This window comes from Aliidiomarina iranensis (genome assembly GCF_003987135.1).
Taxonomy (GTDB): Bacteria; Pseudomonadota; Gammaproteobacteria; order Enterobacterales; family Alteromonadaceae; genus Aliidiomarina; species Aliidiomarina iranensis.
Genome location: NZ_PIPJ01000005.1, coordinates 126,350 through 146,438, shown reverse-complemented (window position 1 = coordinate 146,438; position 20,089 = coordinate 126,350). Strand labels below are relative to the sequence as shown.

Annotated in this window: 20 protein-coding genes and 1 other RNA gene; 7 read left to right on the top strand and 14 right to left on the bottom strand. The window is 47.8% G+C overall.

The genetic code is table 11. The features are described 5' to 3' along the window. Positions 1-266: 266 nt before the first annotated feature. The 7 genes from CWE08_RS08355 to gcvT form a co-directional block, all read right to left on the bottom strand. Positions 267-791 carry a hypothetical protein gene (locus tag CWE08_RS08355; protein ID WP_126767466.1) on the bottom strand — a complete coding sequence of 175 codons (525 nt, stop codon included), beginning with the start codon at positions 789-791 and terminating at the stop codon, positions 267-269. Positions 792-894: 103 nt separating this feature from the next. Next, on the bottom strand, positions 895-1,428 hold the full coding sequence (locus tag CWE08_RS08350) for a hypothetical protein (protein ID WP_126767464.1): 534 nt from the start codon (positions 1,426-1,428) through the stop codon (positions 895-897). A gap of 394 nt (positions 1,429-1,822) precedes the next feature. Continuing rightward, positions 1,823-2,125 (bottom strand): type II toxin-antitoxin system RelE/ParE family toxin, encoded by a 303-nt coding sequence (locus CWE08_RS08345; protein ID WP_126767463.1) that lies wholly within the window; start codon positions 2,123-2,125, stop codon positions 1,823-1,825. Beyond that, on the bottom strand, positions 2,122-2,403 hold the full coding sequence (locus CWE08_RS08340) for a type II toxin-antitoxin system Phd/YefM family antitoxin (protein ID WP_126767461.1): 282 nt from the start codon (positions 2,401-2,403) through the stop codon (positions 2,122-2,124). The genes CWE08_RS08345 and CWE08_RS08340 overlap by 4 nt, the downstream gene beginning before the upstream one ends. Positions 2,404-2,953: 550 nt before the next feature. Then, complete coding sequence (gene gcvP, locus CWE08_RS08335) at positions 2,954-5,839, bottom strand: aminomethyl-transferring glycine dehydrogenase (RefSeq protein ID WP_126767460.1); 2,886 nt, start codon at positions 5,837-5,839, stop codon at positions 2,954-2,956. 128 nt (positions 5,840-5,967) lie between these two features. Then, positions 5,968-6,357 (bottom strand): glycine cleavage system protein GcvH, encoded by a 390-nt coding sequence (gene gcvH, locus CWE08_RS08330; RefSeq protein WP_126767458.1) that lies wholly within the window; start codon positions 6,355-6,357, stop codon positions 5,968-5,970. Positions 6,358-6,478: 121 nt separating this feature from the next. Then, positions 6,479-7,567: a glycine cleavage system aminomethyltransferase GcvT gene (gcvT, locus tag CWE08_RS08325; RefSeq protein WP_126767456.1), complete on the bottom strand. Its 1,089-nt coding sequence runs from the start codon at positions 7,565-7,567 to the stop codon at positions 6,479-6,481. Between the two features lie 218 nt (positions 7,568-7,785). Between gcvT and CWE08_RS08320 the strand changes: the two genes are divergently transcribed. Beyond that, on the top strand, positions 7,786-8,646 hold the full coding sequence (locus tag CWE08_RS08320; RefSeq protein WP_126767455.1) for a LysR family transcriptional regulator: 861 nt from the start codon (positions 7,786-7,788) through the stop codon (positions 8,644-8,646). A 4-nt stretch (positions 8,647-8,650) separates the two neighbouring features. Here the strand turns inward: CWE08_RS08320 and CWE08_RS08315 are convergent, their stop codons facing one another. The 4 genes from CWE08_RS08315 to CWE08_RS08300 all read right to left on the bottom strand — a co-directional run bounded on the left by CWE08_RS08315 (position 8,651) and on the right by CWE08_RS08300 (position 13,165). Then, positions 8,651-9,865 (bottom strand): FAD-dependent oxidoreductase, encoded by a 1,215-nt coding sequence (locus CWE08_RS08315; RefSeq protein ID WP_126767453.1) that lies wholly within the window; start codon positions 9,863-9,865, stop codon positions 8,651-8,653. 162 nt (positions 9,866-10,027) lie between these two features. Continuing rightward, positions 10,028-11,188 carry an FAD-dependent monooxygenase gene (locus CWE08_RS08310; RefSeq protein ID WP_126767452.1) on the bottom strand — a complete coding sequence of 387 codons (1,161 nt, stop codon included), beginning with the start codon at positions 11,186-11,188 and terminating at the stop codon, positions 10,028-10,030. Beyond that, the gene (gene pepP / locus CWE08_RS08305) at positions 11,172-12,518 is read right to left on the bottom strand and encodes a Xaa-Pro aminopeptidase (RefSeq protein ID WP_126767450.1); all 1,347 of its coding nucleotides are present in this window, start codon (positions 12,516-12,518) and stop codon (positions 11,172-11,174) included. The genes CWE08_RS08310 and pepP overlap by 17 nt, the downstream gene beginning before the upstream one ends. Positions 12,519-12,592: 74 nt before the next feature. After that, positions 12,593-13,165 (bottom strand): UPF0149 family protein, encoded by a 573-nt coding sequence (locus tag CWE08_RS08300; RefSeq protein WP_126767449.1) that lies wholly within the window; start codon positions 13,163-13,165, stop codon positions 12,593-12,595. 164 nt (positions 13,166-13,329) lie between these two features. Here CWE08_RS08300 and CWE08_RS08295 point away from each other — a divergent pair, with 164 nt between their 5' ends. Together CWE08_RS08295 and ssrS are read left to right on the top strand one after the other, a co-directional pair. Further along, on the top strand, positions 13,330-13,689 hold the full coding sequence (locus tag CWE08_RS08295; RefSeq protein ID WP_126767447.1) for a cell division protein ZapA: 360 nt from the start codon (positions 13,330-13,332) through the stop codon (positions 13,687-13,689). Positions 13,690-13,693: 4 nt separating this feature from the next. Further along, a non-coding RNA gene (gene ssrS / locus CWE08_RS08290) (6S RNA) lies at positions 13,694-13,877 on the top strand. 55 nt (positions 13,878-13,932) lie between these two features. Here ssrS and CWE08_RS08285 read toward each other — a convergent pair. Continuing rightward, the gene (locus CWE08_RS08285) at positions 13,933-15,504 is read right to left on the bottom strand and encodes an amidohydrolase family protein (protein WP_126767446.1); all 1,572 of its coding nucleotides are present in this window, start codon (positions 15,502-15,504) and stop codon (positions 13,933-13,935) included. A 113-nt stretch (positions 15,505-15,617) separates the two neighbouring features. On the opposite strand from CWE08_RS08285, the gene CWE08_RS08280 reads away from it, so the two are divergent. The 4 genes from CWE08_RS08280 to CWE08_RS12165 all read left to right on the top strand — a co-directional run bounded on the left by CWE08_RS08280 (position 15,618) and on the right by CWE08_RS12165 (position 18,383). Beyond that, positions 15,618-16,271 carry a 5-formyltetrahydrofolate cyclo-ligase gene (locus tag CWE08_RS08280; RefSeq protein WP_198677132.1) on the top strand — a complete coding sequence of 218 codons (654 nt, stop codon included), beginning with the start codon at positions 15,618-15,620 and terminating at the stop codon, positions 16,269-16,271. Positions 16,272-16,336: 65 nt separating this feature from the next. Further along, positions 16,337-17,020, top strand: a complete 684-nt coding sequence (gene rpiA, locus CWE08_RS08275; protein ID WP_126767444.1) for a ribose-5-phosphate isomerase RpiA — start codon at positions 16,337-16,339, stop codon at positions 17,018-17,020. A gap of 2 nt (positions 17,021-17,022) precedes the next feature. Continuing rightward, the gene (gene serA / locus CWE08_RS08270; protein ID WP_126767442.1) at positions 17,023-18,255 is read left to right on the top strand and encodes a phosphoglycerate dehydrogenase; all 1,233 of its coding nucleotides are present in this window, start codon (positions 17,023-17,025) and stop codon (positions 18,253-18,255) included. Then, complete coding sequence (locus CWE08_RS12165; protein WP_157981242.1) at positions 18,237-18,383, top strand: hypothetical protein; 147 nt, start codon at positions 18,237-18,239, stop codon at positions 18,381-18,383. The genes serA and CWE08_RS12165 overlap by 19 nt, the downstream gene beginning before the upstream one ends. 144 nt (positions 18,384-18,527) lie before the next feature. Here CWE08_RS12165 and phoU read toward each other — a convergent pair whose 3' ends face one another. Continuing rightward, entirely contained in the window at positions 18,528-19,241 is a 714-nt protein-coding gene (gene phoU, locus CWE08_RS08265) for a phosphate signaling complex protein PhoU (RefSeq protein ID WP_126767441.1), read from the bottom strand. Positions 19,242-19,266: 25 nt separating this feature from the next. Continuing rightward, complete coding sequence (gene pstB / locus CWE08_RS08260) at positions 19,267-20,082, bottom strand: phosphate ABC transporter ATP-binding protein PstB (protein ID WP_126767440.1); 816 nt, start codon at positions 20,080-20,082, stop codon at positions 19,267-19,269. Between the last annotated feature and the right edge of the window lie 7 nt (positions 20,083-20,089).

Here is a 20,089-nt window from a genome sequence, read left to right as displayed (position 1 = left end):
AGGTATCGGGTTTATTTACGTGTTCTAAACCGTTTCACAACGTGTTTTAGCAATATGAACGCTGAAAAGCGTATTAAAAACCGCTCTCTTATACCAAGAGAGCGGTTTTTTACTGAGGTGGTGTAGCGTAATCTTAGTGGCTGCAAAACCGGTGAGATTTTACCTCGTTATCATCTTTAATTACTTGCTAAATAACTCGCTAAAGCTTGCGTCCCAGCTTCCTCTCCGCCAAGCGCGAACTGGTGCAACTTGTTTGGTCTGATTCTTCACCGAATTCGAGCTTTATTAGGTCCTTTTACGATATAGGCCTTGTCAAACTCAGCTAACCATTGCTTGATTGTCTCTTCGCTAAGCTTCGATGTTTTCTCGGCATACGAGAGTCGATGAAGGCCATCATTACCTGTATATATTCTTGTTACCTCAGATTGAGCCTGATGCCCCATGCATTCTGGAAATGAGAACTGATAGGTAATTGTGTACTCACTCTCGCTCAGAATTTCCATTTGAGTGTCCGGACATTGCTCGCTTCGTTGAGCACTAAAATCGCTCACAAAGTCTCTAAGCGGCCTCAGTTCACCCTCGAGGAACTCTACAGAAACCAGCTTTGTCCAGCTATCTATCGTCTCGTCTTGAGGAACAAATTCGCGAATGTAACCCTCATCTTCACCAAAGTCCTTTTGAAAGCCAACTTTCCAATCTGATGAATCAATCTGAGTACTCAGAGCCTCAAGCGGCGTACTTGCGCAACCCGCTAATAATACAGCGGCTAAAACTATCAATATGGATTTCAATTCAATCTCCTTGTATAAAACCACGCATCATTAACCCTAACGCCTCAAACCCCGGAAAAAGCGAGCGCAGCGAGCGGTTTTCCAATGATTTAACTTGTTAGATTTATTTAGCAACAATATCAACTTGATATGTCCTGTTAAACTCATTTATAGCGCCACTGCCAACATTAATTTCACTGTCTGAGCAAAAGTTATTCTTGGTGCATTCTATTTTTGTAACGGGGCCTATGTCTTGCACCCCTCTAAATGAAAAGATACTTGTACAAGATGTTGGTTCTTTGCCAGCTGAATTCACACACAAAAAGGCCATTACTGGTTTCCAATTACAAGGTGTATTCGGTTCTAATTCTTGTAAAGGCAATCGAACCAAATATGTAGACCCTCTAATGTCAGGGTAGTAGTCAAATTCGAACTGCTGAGCAATACGTTTGCCTAATGCCAGATGGTACGTTGTACACTGATTTAACTCAGTAGTTGTTCGATATTCCACCTTAAATTTGTATGAAAAGCTTCTGTCGATACCACCAGTGATATCAATAAAATTTTCTTCCGGAGCACTCGATTCAACAAAACCGCCTAGCGACGAGCAACCGATCAAAAGAAGTGTAATTATCGCTAATTTTAGAATGTGGCGCATAATAAACCTTACGCTCCGCTCATGTGCGCCACTCGTGGCGTCACTATTTATCGGCTTGTTAGCTTAATTTTTGTATTAGTAAATATAATAAGAATGCTATGAGAAGGTTACAGAACATCGGCAACATCAAGACATACAACTTTCCCATGAAAAAATTTCCATGCACACCGTTGTTGAAACCGCTCCGACCTTTTACATCCGATGAAAATTCACGATCCATTTCTCTTACGACATTAAGCATTTTTTTATAGAACGGTAAGCAGATGGCAAATCCGACCAATATACATACAAAGAAAATAATCATGTCCAAGAACAATTCTCCTTAAGCTAACGCCCGAAATAACCGGCGTGTGTTAGCACGTCCGGCGCCGCAGGCGCTCAGTTTATTGACTTGTTATGTTTCATCAACACTGAGCTCAGAGGGTTTCAATATCTGACTGCTTCGGCGCACCGTCAGAATATCCACCTGATTTGTTACGCTATAGATAACTCGGTAAGAGCCAAACACCACTTCTCGAATACGCTGCAAGCGCACTTCAGGGACGACTCGCCCACTCTCCGGAAATTCAGCTAAACGATCTACGCAAGAAAATAGACCATCAACCCAGTGTATCGCCGCACTCGGCTTATCCTCGGCAATGTACTGAGCAATACTTTCTACGCGCTCTAGCGCAAGCGGAGACCAAACTACCTTCATTGAGCTAACTTACTCAAAATGCGTGATTTCGCATTTTCATGAGAGATTCCGGCACCGTTAGCGATTTGCTCTTCAGCCCGGTAAACCTCTTCGAGCACTTCCAAGCGCTCTTGCATCTTTTCGTACTCTTGAACATCAACTAGTACTGCAACCCCGCGGCCTCGCTGTGTTAGAACCATCGGGCGCCGCGTCTCATGAATTTGCTTCACAAACTTTGCAACTCCGGCTCGAAACTCAGATAGAGGTCGAATATCCTCGTCAACACGTACTCTTGTCATTAGCATCACCTACGTACAACTTAATGTACTTATAAATGTACGTTACAACTTAGGGATTCGCAAGGTAGGAATTCATGAAACATAACATTTTAACAGCAAGACCGCCGTATACCTCAACCCACCGAGTCTTCACAACAATCAACAAACCGAGCGTTCTTAAAGTCTCAAATAACAATTGCTCTAGCACTTTATTTCCGAAAAAGCCGCGGAGTTAACGTGCGAAATTTGGCTCGGTGCCAAATTAGAATACAAGAATGGTTTCAACGAAAACGAATCTGAGGAGGGCTCTTCCCTGAGGAGACAACGTGAGCAGGCTCATGTTCAATTGCTTTTGCAACTGTGTTCGCTTCGCCATCATCCATCGGCGTGCGTTATTTCTTATTTAATTAACTTATACGATTGTAAAGAGCTAAACAAGCAAAACTGGTAATCCCCGAAGCTAACCTAACTGGATAATTTCGCAATTTGGCTGATTATCCTGGGCATAAAAAAAGAGCTCTCTTTTCACAAAGGGAGCTCTTTTTGTTAAATGTTATACACAGAAACTAACTTATTCCTGATAAGCCGATAGCGGTGGGCAGCTGCACACTAAGTTGCGATCGCCGTATACGTCATCAATGCGGTTCACGCTTGGCCAGAATTTGTGGTCGCGCAGCCATGTTTTCGGGAAGCATGCTTCTTCACGAGTGTATGGGTGCTGCCAATCGCTTACTACATCGGCCATGGTGTGCGGTGCATTCACGAGCGGGTTGTTATCCGCTGGCCATTCACCTGCGGCTACTTTCTCGATTTCGGCTTTAATCGCAAGCATGGCATCGCAGAAGCGATCCATTTCGGCTTTTGATTCTGATTCCGTAGGCTCGATCATCAGCGTTCCCGCTACTGGGAAACTCATGGTTGGCGAGTGGAAACCGTAATCTTGCAGGCGCTTAGCAATATCAATTTCCGCAATACCGGTTTTTTCTTTCAACGGGCGTAAATCAATAATACATTCATGCGCTACGCGATCGTTGCGGCCGGTATATAGAATTGGGAAATCATCACCCAAACGCTTCGCCATGTAGTTGGCACTTAGAATGGCTACTTCCGAAGCTTCACGTAAGCCGGCGCTGCCCATCATGGCGATATACATCCACGAAATTGGCAGAATACTGGCGCTTCCGTAAGGTGCAGCAGAGACAGCACCATTGCCTTTCGCTAAACCGTTACCATCGCTTAACACATGGCCCGGTAAAAATGGCGCCAAGTGGCTCTTCACACCGATAGGGCCCATACCTGGGCCACCACCGCCGTGTGGAATACAGAACGTTTTGTGCAAGTTTAAGTGGGAAACATCAGAACCAATGTAGCCCGGTGAGGTAACCCCTACCTGCGCGTTCATGTTGGCACCATCCATGTAAACTTGGCCGCCAAACTCATGCACAATTTCGCAAATCTCGCGAATACCTTCTTCGTATACACCGTGGGTGGAAGGATAAGTAACCATGGCACAGCTTAGGTTATCGGCCACATCTGCAGCTTTCGCGCGCAAATCAGCAATATCCACGTTGCCTTTTTTATCACACGCCACTACCACTACTTTCATACTCGCCATCTGTGCTGAGGCCGGGTTAGTACCGTGTGCTGACTCTGGAATCAAGCATACATTCCGATGAGCTTCGCCGCGGCTTGCGTGGTAGCGTTGAATCGCCAATAAGCCAGCATATTCACCTTGAGCACCGGAATTCGGCTGCATCGAAAGGTTATCGTAACCGGTGATATCAATCAGCCAATCCGATAATGTTTCTATCATTTCTGCATAACCCTGCGCCTGATCTAATGGGCAAAACGGGTGTAGGTTAGCGAACTCGGGCCAAGTGATTGGAATCATTTCGGCCGTGGCGTTTAGCTTCATAGTGCATGAACCTAACGAGATCATGCTGTGGTTCAAGGCTAAATCTTTGCCTTCAAGCTGACGAATATAGCGCAGCATTTCCGTTTCAGAGTGATACTGGTTAAATACTTCGTGAGTTAGGAACTTGCTTTCGCGCTTGAGGTTCGCCGGAATAGACGCGCCTTTTGCAGCACAATCCGCATCAAGCTTATCCACATCTAAGCCATGGCCTTCGCCCAAAATCACATTAAACAGGGTATCGATATCGGTACGGTTTTTTGCTTCATCTAAGCTGATGCCAAGAAAGCCTGCACGGTCGGTGCGGAAGTTCACTTCGGCAGCCGCAGCGCGGGCTAAAATGCCGTTGCGCACATCGCCGCTGGCTTTGATAGTAATAGTATCAAACCAAGTTGTGTTTACTGGCGTGAAGCCTTTTTCGGTTAAGCCTGCGGCCAAAATATCCGTTAAGCGATGAATGCGGCCTGCAATGTTCTTCAAGCCTTCAGGGCCATGATAAACCGCATAAAACGATGCAATATTGGCTAACAACACCTGTGCAGTACAAATGTTCGAGGTCGCTTTTTCCCGGCGAATATGTTGCTCGCGCGTTTGCATGGCCATCCGCAAAGCGGTTTTACCGCGTGAATCTTTTGATACACCGATAATACGGCCAGGTAACGCCCGCTTGAATTTTTCCCGCGTTGCAAAGAATGCGGCGTGTGGGCCACCATAGCCCATGGGCACACCAAAGCGTTGGGCCGAACCAAACACCATATCGGCGCCCATTTCACCCGGCGATTTACAGGCTACCAAGCTCATTAGATCAGTGGCTACAGCCACCAAGCCTTTCTGCGCTTGCACAGCGGCAATCACTTCGGTTAAATCGAGTAGTTCACCATTTTCTGCAGGGCTTTGTAGCAGCGCACCGAACACATCATAATTGCCCGCTTCTTGCCATGGGCCTTGCACGATTTCAAAACCGAACATTTCTGCCCGCGCTTTCACCACATCAACGGTTTGTGGGAACACATTATCGGCGATAAAGAATACATTCGATTTTGATTTGCTCACGCGCTGGGCCATTGCCATGGCTTCGGCCGCTGCGGTGGCTTCATCTAACAACGAGGCGCTGGCCATTTCCATGCCAGTAAGATCAATAGAAACCTGTTGGAAGTTTAAAATGGCTTGTAAGCGGCCTTGCGCAATTTCTGGCTGATAAGGTGTGTAAGCAGTGTACCAACCCGGATTTTCCAACACGTTACGCAGAATCACATTCGGCAATAAAGTATCGTAATAGCCCATACCGATATAGCTAGAAAATACTTTGTTTTTCTTGGCAATTTTGCGCAAACGAGCAAGGGCATCACGCTCATTCATGGCGCCGCCAACTTGTAAAAAGGGTTCACGCAAAATAGAGCCTGGCACGGTTTGTGCGGTCATATCTTCAAGTGATTTGGCACCTACAAAGGCCAGCATATCCTGCTGTTCCTGTGCATCAGGGCCGATATGGCGAGAAACAAATTCTTCGTGGTTTTCTAACTGGGTTAGCGTTTTACTGCTCATTTGCCTGATCCTAGTTTACTGTTGGTTTAGCCACAGTGTTTGAGAAATTACGGGCGTGTTGATATTTCGCGGCGCGAAATCAAGAAGAAAGCCCCAGCATCAGGCTGGGGCTTTACTTATAAAAATGCTTACTCTTCCTCAATCGAGGCAGCGTAGCTCTCGGCATCTAACAAGCTTTCAAGTTCGCTTTCATCATCAGCTTTTATCTTGAACAACCAGCCATCGCCGTAAGGGTCGCTGTTTACAAGTTCTGGCGAATCTTCCAGATCTTCATTTACTTCTAATACTTCACCGGCAATTGGTGCATAAATATCAGAGGCAGCCTTTACCGATTCAGCTACGGCAACATCATCACCAGCCGATACGTTATCACCAACATCAGGAAGCTCTACAAACACCATATCACCTAATAATTCCTGAGCGTGCTCAGTAATACCTACGGTGTAAACGCCATCGCCTTCACTGCGAATCCACTCGTGGGAGGCGGCATATTTTAATTCGTTTGGTATATTGCTCATGATTTAACCCTTACCTAAGCCTTAGCAGGCGCTGTGTTGTTTTAATTGAATGCTTTATTCGTGTAGCTGTTACGCTACTTTTATGTTAAAGCGCGTTTTTAAAACGCATTGTTAAAAGGTATTAAACTGCTTTGCCATTACGAACAAACGATGGCTTCACAACCTTTACTGTAACTAATTTTTTGCGCATTTCCACTTGTGCGGTTTCACCTACTGGCTGCGGCACACGCGCCATGGCAATACTGTAGCCCAAGGTTGGCGAGAAAGTACCGGAAGTAATCACGCCTTCACCGCCCTCAACCATTACTTTCAAGCCGGCGCGCAATACACCTTTTTCTTCCATTACCAAGCCAACTAATTTTTCAGTGCCTGCTGCTTTCTGAGCTTCGAGGGCGCCACGGCCAACGAAATTGCGATCGCTAGGCTCTAAGGCAACCGACCAAGCCATGTTAGCGGCTAATGGCGATACGGTTTCATCCATATCTTGGCCATATAAATTCATTCCAGCTTCTAAACGCAGGGTATCACGTGCACCCAAGCCACACGGCTTCACGCCGGCCGCAATTAATTTATCCCAAACCGTACCTACGGCGTCATTTGGAATAATAATTTCATATCCTGCTTCTCCGGTGTAACCCGTTGTAGCTACGAAAAGTTCATCTAATTGCACACCTACGAACGGCTTCAACTCGGATACGATGGCGTGTTGCTCCGCGCTCATTAATACCGCTACTTTCTCTTTTGCAGCTGGGCCTTGAACTGCAATCATGGCAAATTCAGTGCGTTCAGTAATAGCCACATCGAATTCGCCGCTTTGCGCCTCTAACCACGCCATATCTTTATCCCGTGTCGCGGAGTTCACCACTAACCGGTAAGAATCTTCGTTGAAAAAATACACAATTAAATCGTCTATCACGCCGCCATCATTGTTCAACATGGCACTGTAAAGCGCTTTACCGGGTGTTTGCAGCTTCGCCACATCATTGGCTAAAAGGTGGCGCAGGTAAGGTTTGGCATCGCGGCCGGTAACATCAACAATGGTCATGTGAGAAACATCAAACATGCCCACATCGCGGCGCACCGCATGATGCTCTTCAATTTGTGAGCCGTAATTAAGCGGCATCTCCCAACCATGGAAATCAACCATCTTAGCGCCAGCGGCTAAATGATTCGGATAAAGCGGAGTACGTTTTGCTGCAGCTGATGCCATAAATTACGCTCACTTTTTTGTGGATTTTTTGTGCTATTTGAATGGCCATCATTATAGAAGCCAAGTGGCTAAGCAACAAATTAAAAAGGCCAATAGGATTATAACAAAAACTTATAGCTTGCTCTTCATAATTGATATTATTAATGCTATACCTAGCATTGAAGGCTCAGTTGTGAGTTTGGCCTCGCTGATTATCTCTTCAATACGAGAATCATAAGATGAATAGTTTATCTCTCGAAAACCTACGCGCCTTTGTTACCGTTACCGATTTACAAAGCTACACCCAAGCTGGTGAGCGTTTAGGCCGTTCGCAACCAGCTATTAGCTTGCAAATAAAACGTTTAGAAGAACGGATTGACCATGCGGTATTTGAGCGCCAAGGCAATAAACCCAAACTTACCCCTGCCGGCCAAGAGCTCTATCAAGGGGCGCGGCAACTACTTGCCATGCATGATCAGCTGCTAGCTCGCTTTACTAAGGCCCCGATTTCGGGGCAAGTGCGCCTCGGCATTCCAAGTGAATTTGCCACCGCGCTGTTACCAAGAATTCTCGGCCAATTTGCCAGTAGCTATCCACAAATCACCTTAGAAGTTACTTCCGCCTTAAGCCGTGAATTGCGTTTAGGCGCCAGCCGTGGGCAATTCGATATTATTTTAACGGTTGCGGAGCAGGCGCCGGAGGATTCAGTGAAAGTAAAAGAAGATGCGCTAATTTGGGTTGCTGGCCGCGCTGATTTCCAATGGCAAAATACGGTTCCTTTGGTGTTGGCCGCCGAAGGCTGCATTTATCGGCGGCGCGCGTTGCAAACCTTAAAAAGCGTGAATACAAAATGCCGCATCGCGTATACCAACAGTGATCTCACTGGCATTAGCAGCGCCTTGAAAAGCGATTTAGGTATCACAGTTTTAGCTCGCAGCTCTTTGCCGAACGATTTAGTGGAATTAAAAGCTTCGGAAATAGCCCAGCAACTGCCACCGCTTGGCACCGTGGGTATTTATCTGGAGCGGCATGGTGACCGCAAGAACGATGCCGCGGAGCATTTGCTGGAATATTTACACGATTATCTGAACCCAGCTTAAAACATTAGCCGAGTTCGCTGGCTTGCCGCAAAAAGAAATCTTTTACTGGGTTCGTTTGATTTACCAAGCTTAACCCTAGTGAGCGGCCCATTTTCACAATAGGGTTACTACCCGTAAAGAGCTGATGGAAGCCTTCCATGGTAGCAATATGGCGCACCGCAGCGGCTTTTCTTGCGCGTTCATAACGCCGTAGCGCTCGGTTTAATTCAGTGTTATCCCACTGGCCGTTCAAAGTACCCAGCGATGTTAATTGCTGCACTAAATGAAACGCATCACCGAACCCTAGGTTTGCACCTTGCCCAGCTAACGGGTGAATGGTGTGTGCAGCATCACCTACCAATACTTGCCGGCCGTGCACCCAAGTTTGCGCATATTGCATACGAAGTGGAAAACTCACCCGCTCGCTCACCGGCCGCAGCATACCCATGCAATTGTTACTGGCAACGGTGAGCTTTTGGCTGAATTCTTCGGCCGACAAGGCACACATCGCTTGCGCTTCTAGAGTTGGTAAGCTCCAAACAATCGAGCTTTGCTTAGCATCGGCCATCGGTAACAACGCCAACGGCCCACCGGCATGAAATACTTGCCGAGCGATGCCCGCATGCGGCTCTTCTGATTCAATGGTGGCCACTAAGCCTTGTTGCTCGTAATCGCGATGAATAATGGGTGTGCCTACGTGATCGCGCAGTTGCGAGCGGGCGCCATCGGCGGCCACGAGCAGCTGTGCCAAAATCACATCGCCATTGCCATTGCCATTGCCCTTACCATTGATCAGTGCCACGCTCACATCACTCTCGTGATATTCCGGTGTTTCAATATCCACGCCGGCAATGAGCTGAACGCCCACTTCTTCAGCTTGCTGCCATAAAGCAGCCACCAATACTTGGTTTTCTAAAATGGTGCCCAACGACGCTAAATCAGCTTGCTCAGCGGTAAATTCAATCTTACCGAAGCTATCATGCTCCCACACCGACATGCCGTGATAAGGCGCACACCGATCAGTAGGTAAACGTTGCCAAGCGCCAAGTTCGCTAAGCCATTGCGCAACGCCTGCGTTAATGGCACTTACTCGCAAACTGGTTTGCTCAGGCATTTCACCTGGGGTTTCTGAACGCTCCACCACGGTAACTTTACGGCCGGCCTTTGCCAGCCCTATGGCTAGCGCTAAGCCCACCATACCGCCACCAACAATCAAAACTTGCGTGCGTTGCAATGCCATGAAAACTCCAATTTAATATCAGCTAGCGGCGGCAAAAGGCTCTACTCACACCGTATTAGCGCCTTATTTGTGCCTTATTGGCACCTTGTTTGCGCCTCACTAGCGCTTTGCTCGTGCCGTATTAGCGGCTTAGTAGCCGCCGTATTAGCACCGATTTGGAGGCTACCATAAACTGCGAAACCCCATTGCTTTGCGCATCAGCGGCTTTTTCAGCGCAGGTAAAGCGCGCAGTGCATACAGGCCTTTACTACGTAGATTTCGCCATACTGGTTCTTGATTCGAAAATACCGCCACTAACCCATGCGTTAAGCCAATGATCTCGGCATAATCGCGTTCCCGCTGCGCTTGATAGGTGTTTAAGCCAATGTGGCTGCCGAAATCCGCAGGCTGAATGTTCGCCGCGAGATCAAGAATGTCCCGCACACCCAGGTTATACCCTTGCCCCGCTACTGGGTGCAACGTGTGGCAAGCATTACCAATCACCACCGAGCGATACCCCACAAAACGCTCAGCCATCGCTAACTGCAACGGAAAGGTTGCCTGGTACTCAACATTAGCAATGCGCCCGGGCGCGGCGCCAAAAATATTCTGTACTGCTCGAACACGCTCATCGCGGCTACTGGCTTGTAATTTTTCTGCGGTATCCGTATGCATGCACCAAACTAATGCGGCTTCATCATGGCCTTGGGGTAACAATGCAGCAGGCCCTTCAGCGGTAAAGCGTTCAAAGGCCCAGTTCCGGTGTTGTTTGGCAAACTTAACCTTTGCGGCCACGGCAACTTGTGAATACATTTCTTGTTTCATCATAATGCCGAGTTTAGCCCGCGTTGGCGAATTAGAGCCTTCGGCCACAATGAGCAAACGCGTGCCAATCTGTTGTTCATCATTCAAGGTCAACAATAAACCATCACGCTCCGCAGCTATATTGGCCACTTCTACGGCTTGCACATGCTCAACGGCAGCTTCCGTACAGCGTTGCGTTAATTCGCTTTGCAACGCCCCCGCCATGGCAACATAACCGAGAGCCGGCAACTGCTCATTCTTTGCATGCATGGTAGCGGTTCCCGGGCTATTCGCATCGGAAACATGAATGTGTTGAATCGCCGGGCTTTGTAGAAGTTGCCCTTGCCATACGCCATGCTCTTGCAAAACTTGCTGAGTACGCAACGCTAAGGCGAGGCCACGCGGATCTTGCTTTGCCGCGCCTTTGTGCTGATCAAGCAAAACTATCTTGGCGGCCGGAAACTTGCGCTGTAATACCAGCGCCGTTAAACACCCCGTTAGGCCGCCACCGGCAATGGCGATATCAACGTTGCGGCGCATAGTTTTGCCCCTGCTGACGGCGCGCTTGCGCCATCAACGCTTCGATACCTTCAATACTTTTCGGTACGCCTGCGGTTAAGTTCTCATGGCCTTTGGCAGTAATTAATAAATCATCTTCTATGCGCACGCCAATTCCACGATATTGCTCGGGAACGCGCTGATCATCGGGGGCAAAATAGAGCCCGGGCTCAACCGTTAACACCATACCCGCAGCCAACTTCATAGGTTTAGCACCTTTTTGATACGCCCCTACATCGTGCACATCAAGGCCAAGCCAATGGCTAAGGCCGTGAATAAAGAACTGCCGGCAACTGAGTTTATCCACGTGCTCTTTCACTGAACCGGTTAAGATTCCGAGCTTAATCAAGCCTGCTGTAAGTACCTCAATACAGGCCTCTTGCGCGCGCACAATGGTTGAATCTGGGTGTAGGTGCTCGAACGCCGCCGCTTGTGAAGCCAAAACGAGTTCGTAGATTTCCCTCTGCGCCTTGGTAAATTTGCCGTTTACCGGGAAAGTTCGAGTGATATCGCCAGCGTAGCCAGCATACTCAGCGCCAGCATCAATTAAAATTAAATCACCATCATTGAGTACATCGGTATTTGCGGTGTAATGCAAAATACAGGCATTCACTCCACCGCCGCAAATACTGCCATAGGCCACGCCGCTAGCACCATGCATGGTAAATTCATGCTGTAGCTCGGCGGCTACCTGATACTCATAAACGCCTGGGCGTACAAAACCCAGCGCCCGGCGATGCCCTGCTACACTTATTTCTGCCGCTTTTCGCATAAGTTGCTGCTCAGCTGGCGATTTAATCAAGCGTTGCTGATGCAGCTGCGGCCGCGGATCGTGTAAATGCTCTGGCGCTATTTTGCCCCGTTTCGGCGCATTGCGCAGAGTTCGTAACATATCGTTTAACTGCTGCTCAAATGCTGGAAATTGATCAAAGGCAATATAAAGATCGCTATGGCCATCGATTAGAGCAGGCAACTGTTGTGCTAGTTCGGAGGTTTCATAGCATGCGTTTACACCGCTTTGCGCTTGCGCTTGTTCGCTTCCTAAGCGGCGCCCATGCCACACTTCTTCGTGGGGATCTTTAGGCAACACAAAGAGAATTTCCGGCGTTTCTGAATCAGGCGCTAGTACCAAAACGGCATCCGGCTCTGTTATACCGGTTAAATAATAGAAATCACTATCCTGACGAAAGGGAAAGTGGGTATCGCGGCTGCGCACAACTTCGCTTGCGGCCGGAAAAATAGCAATACTACCCGGCACCATAGTTTTCATAAATGCCGCTCTACGCCCCTGGAACTCAGATACAGCTATCATAATTCTCTCAGTTTGCTCTTAGTTTGTTCTTACGTACGTTCTTAGTTTCATCCTAGTTTGATCCTAGTTTAATCTTAATGCAGTGTTGAGCTACTCGGAGCCACCGGAGCTGGTGTTGAACCAAGTTCGTTAAAACACATAATTGCGGTAATCCGTACATACTCGCTCACTTCGTAATATGCGCGTTCATCTTCTTCATCAGCAGCAGCATCGGCAGATAACCGCGCTATTTCTGCTAAATCTTGAATCGCTTCTTTTAAATCAGCCGAGGCCTTGGCCAGATTTTGCTGATTAATGCCAAAGCCCACTAGAAAACACTGCGCCCATTCAGTAAGCGCCGTGAGCCGTTCAACCAAAGGCTCATCGTCGCTAGGTAACACGAGTTGAAAATCCAAATCGTGGCTGGCCAAATCAGCTAGAGTTTGTTGCTGCAATACTTCTAGCGTGTTGATCATAGCATCACTGAATTTTTGCCCCTCATTGGCTAAATCAGCCATGATTACCAACCACTCACGATCTTTACCCGGTGCGCTGCTGGCCGTTAGGCCAGTGAGCATGCCATGAATCTCGGCGGCACTGAGAATAATATTTTCATCTTGCAGCTGGCGATTTAGTTGTTCAAAGGTTTGTGCTGACGTTTCGCTCATAAAGATTCCGCATTTTTCGCTAAATATGTGCTTATGCTACCACTGCAATACGCATGCAGCCAGAAAAGCTGTGTTAATCCCGTTGCAAGTTGCGAGCGGGATAGTTATGCTTCGCGCTAGAAATACAAAGCAATTGCCAAACCTTGGGCCAGAAGGAAATTCGCATGAGTGGTAAAGTTGTTGACATCAAAATTCTCGATCGCAATTATCGAGTGATGTGCCCAGATGGGCAAGAAACAGCCTTGCGCGATGCTGCTCGCCAGCTTGATGAGCGGATGGTAGAAACGCGTACATCCACCAAGCTTACGAACATGGAGCAAATTGCTATCATGGCAGCATTGAATTTGTGCCATGAATGGATTCAAGAAAAAGCTGCGGAATCGAAGAAGATTACCGCTCTTGAAGATAAGATCGGCTTATTGCAAGCCACAATCGAAAAAGCAATTGGCAATCCAAAAGCAGCGGCTGCTGAATTGAAATCAATTGATACAGCTGCTCAATCGGATTCCGAAAAGCCTTTATAGACAGCGTTCTCTGGGGTGTTTGCCAGCATGTGCATGTCCCTGAGCCGATACCGTTAGACCAGGGTCCTGTCGAGCTGCCAGTGTGCAAGCCCACCATGCAGTGGGAAGCCTGCGGTAGTTTGTTCAGCACCCGCCTTGAACCTTTGGGTTCAAGGGCTACCACGATGCAGCGGCACCTTGGAGAACACCCTATAAAAAGCACCCTACAAAGCACATCCTAAAAAAAGCGCCCCACCAAGCTCTCTACTCTTGCTCTTCCGCTTTTGCTTGCCGAACCATCTCCCGCACATTGGCCAACATCGCTTGCGCATCATACAGAACGCCATCGCGCATAGTGTACCGAATACCCTCGGTGCGTATCGCTTCATTGTTCTCATTTAATCGATAATGCCCGGTACCGTAAAGCACCTTGAAGTTGCGCAAAGGGTTCTCTTTTACAATAAAGAGATCCGCTTTTTTCCCTGGAATCACACTGCCAATTTCATCTTCTAAACCCAAGGCTTCGGCGCCCGATAACGTAGCGGCACGAATTACCTCGAGCGGGTTAAAACCTGCTTCGCGTAGCAGTTCGAGCTCTTGCACGTAACCAAAACCATATATTTTATAGATATAACCAGCATCAGAACCGGTTGTTATGCGGCCACCGTGGTTCTTGTAGTCATTAAGAAAAGCCATCCATAGCCGATAATTCTCCCGCCATGCGATTTCATCATCGGTTGTCCAATCAAACCAATAGGAGCCGTGCGCATATCGGCTCGGTGTGAAAAAGCGCTCGAGCGTTGGTAACGTATATTCAGCGTGCCATTCTGCATTGCGCTGGGCACTTGCGTTGCGGCTTGCTTCGTAAATCGAGAGCGTGGGATTGATGGTGAAATCTAATTCGATCAGGGTATCGCGCACATAATTCCAGCGCTCACTGCCCGGCTTCGCCGCTTGCGCCCATAGCTGCCCGGCCTCGCTAAAGCGATCTTGTTCGTTTTGATAGTTATAATCAGCGGAATAATCTTGAATTACACGATCAGTAAACAAGGCCTCTGGCAAACCATACCAATGCTCCATACTGGTTAAGCCCATGGCCGCAGAATCGAGCACGTTAGTGCGCACCACATTCAGTTGCGCATGGTGCATCATGGTACCTAAGCCCAAACGATTCGCCGTTTCTATGGCTGCGGCAATCACCCGCGGTGGCGCACCAAAAAACTTCACGCCTTCTGCGCCCTGCTCGGCCGCCATTTCAACCCAAGCAGTGGCCTGCTCAGGAGAAATGATGGGTTCGCTTGCACCGATACCAAACCCAGCATAGGGAATAACGCGTGGCGCTACAATTTCATGCTCGGCTGCTTTGCGGGCTTCTTCTACTGTCCACTCTAAACCCCGGAAACTGCCCGGCTCGCGCACCGTGGTAATACCATGGGCTAACCACAACTGATACACATATTCCGGCGGAATATTGGGCGCTGAACCACCGGTATGGCCGTGCATATCCACAAAACCTGGCAGCACATAATGGCCGCTAATATCAATTTCTCGATCACCGGGCTGCGCTTCAGGCCTTCCGTTTGCCAAAATTGGCACGCCAGGATAACCCACCACATCAACTCGGGTGATGGTATCGCCTTCAATAACAATATCAACCGGCCCCACAGGTGGCGCACCCTCACCGTTCACCAAGATACCGCCGCGCAAAATAATGCGCTGAAATGGCCCTTCACTCACATCATCTGCGGCCGCAGCCGCTACACCAGTTATGCTCGGTGCTAGAAAAAGAAGCGCAATACTTACGGACAAGATTGAGAGAGTGCGATACATGCTCATGGATAAGCCTTCTAATTGAATGTTATGTTAAAGTTAACATTCAGCTAGTTTCGCAAGCTATCGCCGAGCTGTAAAGTAACAACCGTTGGCATTCTTTTTTCGAGGTAGAGTTTATGATTCCATCCGTGCGCTCCGATATGCAAAAACACCGGCAACAACTACGCCGGCATTTTCGTGCCGCCCGGAATAACCTTAGCTCTGCTGAGCAAGTGCAAGCAAGCCAAGCGCTAGCGCAGCAGTTGCTGCAGTACATTGCTGCAAACTCTCGCATTAAAACCGTGGCCGTTTATGTAAGTAACGATGGCGAAGCAGATTTAACGCCACTAGTGGCGGCACTCTGGCAAACAAATATTCGTGTGGCATTGCCCGTGTTGCACCCGGTGGTAAAAGGGCAATTATTGTTTCTGAATTACCAACCGGAAACCACGATGAATAAAAACCAGTTTGCCATCCCAGAACCTAAACTGGCATGTGAAAACATTTTGCCGCTAGCCAATATTGACCTACTTTGTATGCCCCTTGTGGCCTTTGATGCCCATGGCAATCGGCTCGGCATGGGCGGCGGCTTTTATGATCGAACCCTCGCAGCATATCAAAAAGGCAGGTACCCTCACTTGCAACTGATGGGCATTGCCCATGATTGCCAACAAGCGGAAGCACTCCCTGCCGCTGCTTGGGATATTCCACTTCAGCATGTACTTACCCCAAGTAAGCACTGGCAATTTAATCTCGATACGGCTTTTACAACTGACAGCAAGGCAGAATAGCCGTATAATATCTATCCATTCTCGTACACCTAGCGTAATTCATTCATCATCAAGGAATCCGAGCAATGGCGCAAACCACCTCCTCGCAAAATCAAGCCAAACAGCAAGCTGCAGAAGCGGCAATTGAGTTTATTCAACCCGGGATGATAGTGGGTGTGGGTACGGGCTCCACAGTGAATTACTTTATCGATGCACTTGCCAATATAAAACAAGAAATTGAAGGCGCTGTAAGCAGCTCAGAGGAATCAACTGAACGTTTAAAAGCCCATGGCATTCCTGTTTACGATTTGAATGGTGCCGGCGCCTTGCAAGTTTATGTAGATGGCGCCGATGAAATCACACCGCAGTTGCACATGATAAAAGGCGGTGGCGCAGCACTAACACGAGAAAAAATTGTGGCGGCTGTGGCCGAAACCTTTATTTGTATCGCTGATGAATCCAAGCAAGTAGATGTACTAGGCAATTTTCCCCTACCGGTTGAAGTAATTCCTATGGCCCGCTCTTATGTGGCCCGTGAAATTGTGAAACTCGGCGGCGATCCGGTTTATCGCGAAGGCGTTGTTACCGATAACGGCAACGTTATTCTCGATGTTTATAATCTGCATATCGAAAAGCCTATAGAACTTGAGTACAAACTCAATCAAATTACTGGGGTGGTAACCAACGGTTTGTTTGCTGCACGAGGTGCAGATATTGCGCTTATCAGCAACGGCACAACACTTAAAACATTGCACAAGGATTCAAAGTAGCCATGGCCCCTGTTCTCTCGCTCGCAAAAAAGAAAATTAAGATCTTGTTGTTAGAAGGGGTGCACGAAAGTGCGGTTACTTGCTTTCAACAGCATGGTTATCATGAGATTGATAGCCACCCGAAGGCCATGAACGAAGATGAACTTGCCGACATTATTGCTGATTATCACTTTATTGGTATTCGTTCGCGTACCCAGCTAACTAAAAAGGTGCTGGCAAAAGCAGAAAAGCTCAATGCGATTGGCTGTTTTTGCATTGGTACAAATCAAGTAGATACCCAAGCGGCACGGGAGCTAGGGGTGCCGGTATTTAACGCGCCTTTTTCCAATACTCGCAGTGTAGCTGAGTTGGTATTGGCTGAAATGATTATGTTGTTGCGGAAAATCCCGGAAAAAAATGTAGCTTGCCATCAAGGCGATTGGTTGAAATCTGCCGCCGGCTCCCATGAAGCACGGGGAAAAACACTCGGTATTATTGGTTACGGGCACATCGGTACGCAACTTGGTATCTTGGCTGAGCAATTGGGCATGCGAGTAGTTTTTCACGACATTGAAACTAAGTTATCGCTCGGCAATGCGTTGCCCATGCCATCACTTGCCGCCCTATTGCAAAGCAGTGATGTTGTAAGCCTGCACGTACCCGAAACCGAGCTTACCCATAACCTCATTGCTGCCAGTGAATTAGAGCTGATGAAGCCGGGCGCCTCGCTTATCAATGCATCACGCGGCCATGTTGTGGATATTGAAGCTTTAGCGAGCGCTTTAAAATCAGGGCACCTTGCTGGTGCTGCTATTGATGTATTCCCCGTGGAGCCTAAAAGCAACAGCGATGAGTTTGTTTCACCTTTGCGGGGTTTAAGTAACGTGATTCTTACGCCGCACATTGGTGGTTCTACCCAAGAGGCACAAGAGAATATCGGTACCGAAGTTGCACACAAGCTTATTAAATACTCCGATAATGGTTCTACACTTTCAGCGGTGAATTTCCCTGAGGTTAGTTTACCGGCTCATGAGAAGAGTAGCCGTTTGTTGCATATCCACCGCAATCAACCGGGCGTGTTAACGCGTATCAACCAAATTTTCGCCGAGCTTGGGGTGAATATTTCTGGCCAGTATCTGCGCACCGATAGCGAGTTGGGTTATGTGGTTATGGACGTTGATAGCGAGCAGGCCGATACCGTGTTGGAGCAATTAAAAGATGTGGCAGGTACTATACGGTGCCGCGTTCTGCACTAATTGGGGCAGTGATTGGGGCAGTGATTGGGGCATTAATTGGGGCATTGATTGCGGTATTAATCAAGGCATTTTCTGAGGCAAAGATTGACGCACTGATGGGCGCTGATTTGGCCTCTGATTTGGCCTGAGTTGAACGCTGATTTGGCCTGAGCCACTGATTCAGCCTCTCACTTCGGCATTCGCCCCGGCCTTAAATTGGCTCCGTAAAACAAAAAGCCAGTTCAGTGAGCTGGCTTTTCCGTATTTAGTAACTAACCTGCTGGCTACTCAAATCAGCGGCCGCGTACCGTATTTTCCATCATCTCCGGCGAAATGTGGCGAACATCTTTACCGCGAACGAAGTAAATAATGTATTCCGAGATGTTCTGACAGCGATCTCCGATGCGCTCCAAAGAGCGCGCCGACCACATCACATCCATGATTTTTGGAATACTGCGGGAATCTTCCATCATGTAAGTCATTAACTGGCGTGTTAATGCTTCATACTGGCGATCCGCATTCGCATCCATTTGGTGCACGCTATAAGCCGCTTCTTCATCCATGCGGGCAAATGCATCGAGTACATTCCGTAACATCAATAACACCTGCTGCCCCAAGTTTTCTAGGCTTACTAGTAGATGCTCTTGATCTTTACTAAATGAAGCTTTTGCTACGTGGGCTAAACGCTCAGCTTCATCGCCAATGCGCTCTAAATCAGAAATCGTTTTTATCACCGCTAACACTAAACGCAAATCACTTGCGGTAGGCTGACGCTTCGCAATAATTTGGCCACAGGCCGCATCGATTTTCATTTCCATGGCATTAATTTTGCCATCATTATCTAGAACTCGATCAGCAAGCTCAGTATCATTGGTTTGAATCGCCATCAGCGCATCGCTTAGTTGCTTTTCAACTAAACCACCCATAGTTAAAACCTGGTTACGCACCTCGCCGAGTTCCTCGTTGAACCGGCCTGAAATGTGTTTCCCAACATTAAATTTATCCATTGCTTCCTCTACTTAAGCTACGCTATTAACCGTAACGACCGGTAATGTAATCTTCGGTTTGTTTCATACTTGGGGTAGTGAACAAAGCGTTTGTATCTGTGTATTCGATTAATTTACCCATGTACAAAAACGCTGTTTGGTCCGATACCCGAGCAGCCTGTTGCATGTTGTGCGTTACGATTACTACGGTAAATTGTGATTTTAACTCAGTGATCAATTCTTCAATCGTAAGGGTAGAAATCGGATCCAGTGCCGATGTTGGTTCATCCAACAACAATACTTCTGGTTCAATAGCAATAGCTCGGGCAATAACCAAACGCTGCTGCTGGCCACCCGATAAACTAAAGGCACTTTCTTTCAGGCGATCTTTCACCTCATTCCAAAGTGCAGCTCCCTTTAATGAGCGTTCCACCACCTCATCCAGTGTACGGCGGTCGTTCACGCCCATTAAACGCAAGCCATACACCACATTTTCATAGATCGATTTCGGAAACGGATTTGGCCGCTGGAACACCATACCCACTTTCCGGCGCAAGGCCGCTACATCAACGTTGCGATCATAAATATTGTCGCCATGCAGCAATATCTCGCCATCAACACGGCACGTATCTACCAAATCATTCATGCGATTAATACAACGTAACAGCGTTGATTTACCACAACCTGATGGCCCAATAAACGCGGTTACCCGCCCTTTCGGGATATCCATGCTAATGCCATCAAGAGCTTGGGTTTCACCGTAGTATAGATCCAAATCGCGAATACTGAGGGCTGTTTGCTCTTCAGTGAGCGCGTTTACATCAATCTTATCTAGCTTACTATCTGTATTTACAGTGATCATAGTCAAT

What these genes read in the sequence shown, in the direction of transcription:
- rpiA (WP_126767444.1), top strand. Translation starts at nt 16,337, where the DNA reads ATGGCGCAAACCACCTCCTCGCAAAATCAAGCCAAACAGCAAGCTGCA.
- CWE08_RS08300 (WP_126767449.1), bottom strand. Translation starts at nt 13,165, where the DNA reads ATGAGCGAAACGTCAGCACAAACCTTTGAACAACTAAATCGCCAGCTG.
- CWE08_RS08350 (WP_126767464.1), bottom strand. Translation starts at nt 1,428, where the DNA reads ATGCGCCACATTCTAAAATTAGCGATAATTACACTTCTTTTGATCGGT.
- CWE08_RS08310 (WP_126767452.1), bottom strand. Translation starts at nt 11,188, where the DNA reads ATGCGCCGCAACGTTGATATCGCCATTGCCGGTGGCGGCCTAACGGGG.
- CWE08_RS08315 (WP_126767453.1), bottom strand. Translation starts at nt 9,865, where the DNA reads ATGGCATTGCAACGCACGCAAGTTTTGATTGTTGGTGGCGGTATGGTG.
- CWE08_RS08340 (WP_126767461.1), bottom strand. Translation starts at nt 2,403, where the DNA reads ATGACAAGAGTACGTGTTGACGAGGATATTCGACCTCTATCTGAGTTT.
- CWE08_RS08280 (WP_198677132.1), top strand. Translation starts at nt 15,618, where the DNA reads ATGATTCCATCCGTGCGCTCCGATATGCAAAAACACCGGCAACAACTA.
- CWE08_RS08285 (WP_126767446.1), bottom strand. Translation starts at nt 15,504, where the DNA reads ATGAGCATGTATCGCACTCTCTCAATCTTGTCCGTAAGTATTGCGCTT.
- serA (WP_126767442.1), top strand. Translation starts at nt 17,023, where the DNA reads ATGGCCCCTGTTCTCTCGCTCGCAAAAAAGAAAATTAAGATCTTGTTG.
- pepP (WP_126767450.1), bottom strand. Translation starts at nt 12,518, where the DNA reads ATGATAGCTGTATCTGAGTTCCAGGGGCGTAGAGCGGCATTTATGAAA.
- CWE08_RS08295 (WP_126767447.1), top strand. Translation starts at nt 13,330, where the DNA reads ATGAGTGGTAAAGTTGTTGACATCAAAATTCTCGATCGCAATTATCGA.
- phoU (WP_126767441.1), bottom strand. Translation starts at nt 19,241, where the DNA reads ATGGATAAATTTAATGTTGGGAAACACATTTCAGGCCGGTTCAACGAG.
- CWE08_RS08320 (WP_126767455.1), top strand. Translation starts at nt 7,786, where the DNA reads ATGAATAGTTTATCTCTCGAAAACCTACGCGCCTTTGTTACCGTTACC.
- gcvH (WP_126767458.1), bottom strand. Translation starts at nt 6,357, where the DNA reads ATGAGCAATATACCAAACGAATTAAAATATGCCGCCTCCCACGAGTGG.
- gcvT (WP_126767456.1), bottom strand. Translation starts at nt 7,567, where the DNA reads ATGGCATCAGCTGCAGCAAAACGTACTCCGCTTTATCCGAATCATTTA.
- gcvP (WP_126767460.1), bottom strand. Translation starts at nt 5,839, where the DNA reads ATGAGCAGTAAAACGCTAACCCAGTTAGAAAACCACGAAGAATTTGTT.
- CWE08_RS08345 (WP_126767463.1), bottom strand. Translation starts at nt 2,125, where the DNA reads ATGAAGGTAGTTTGGTCTCCGCTTGCGCTAGAGCGCGTAGAAAGTATT.
- pstB (WP_126767440.1), bottom strand. Translation starts at nt 20,082, where the DNA reads ATGATCACTGTAAATACAGATAGTAAGCTAGATAAGATTGATGTAAAC.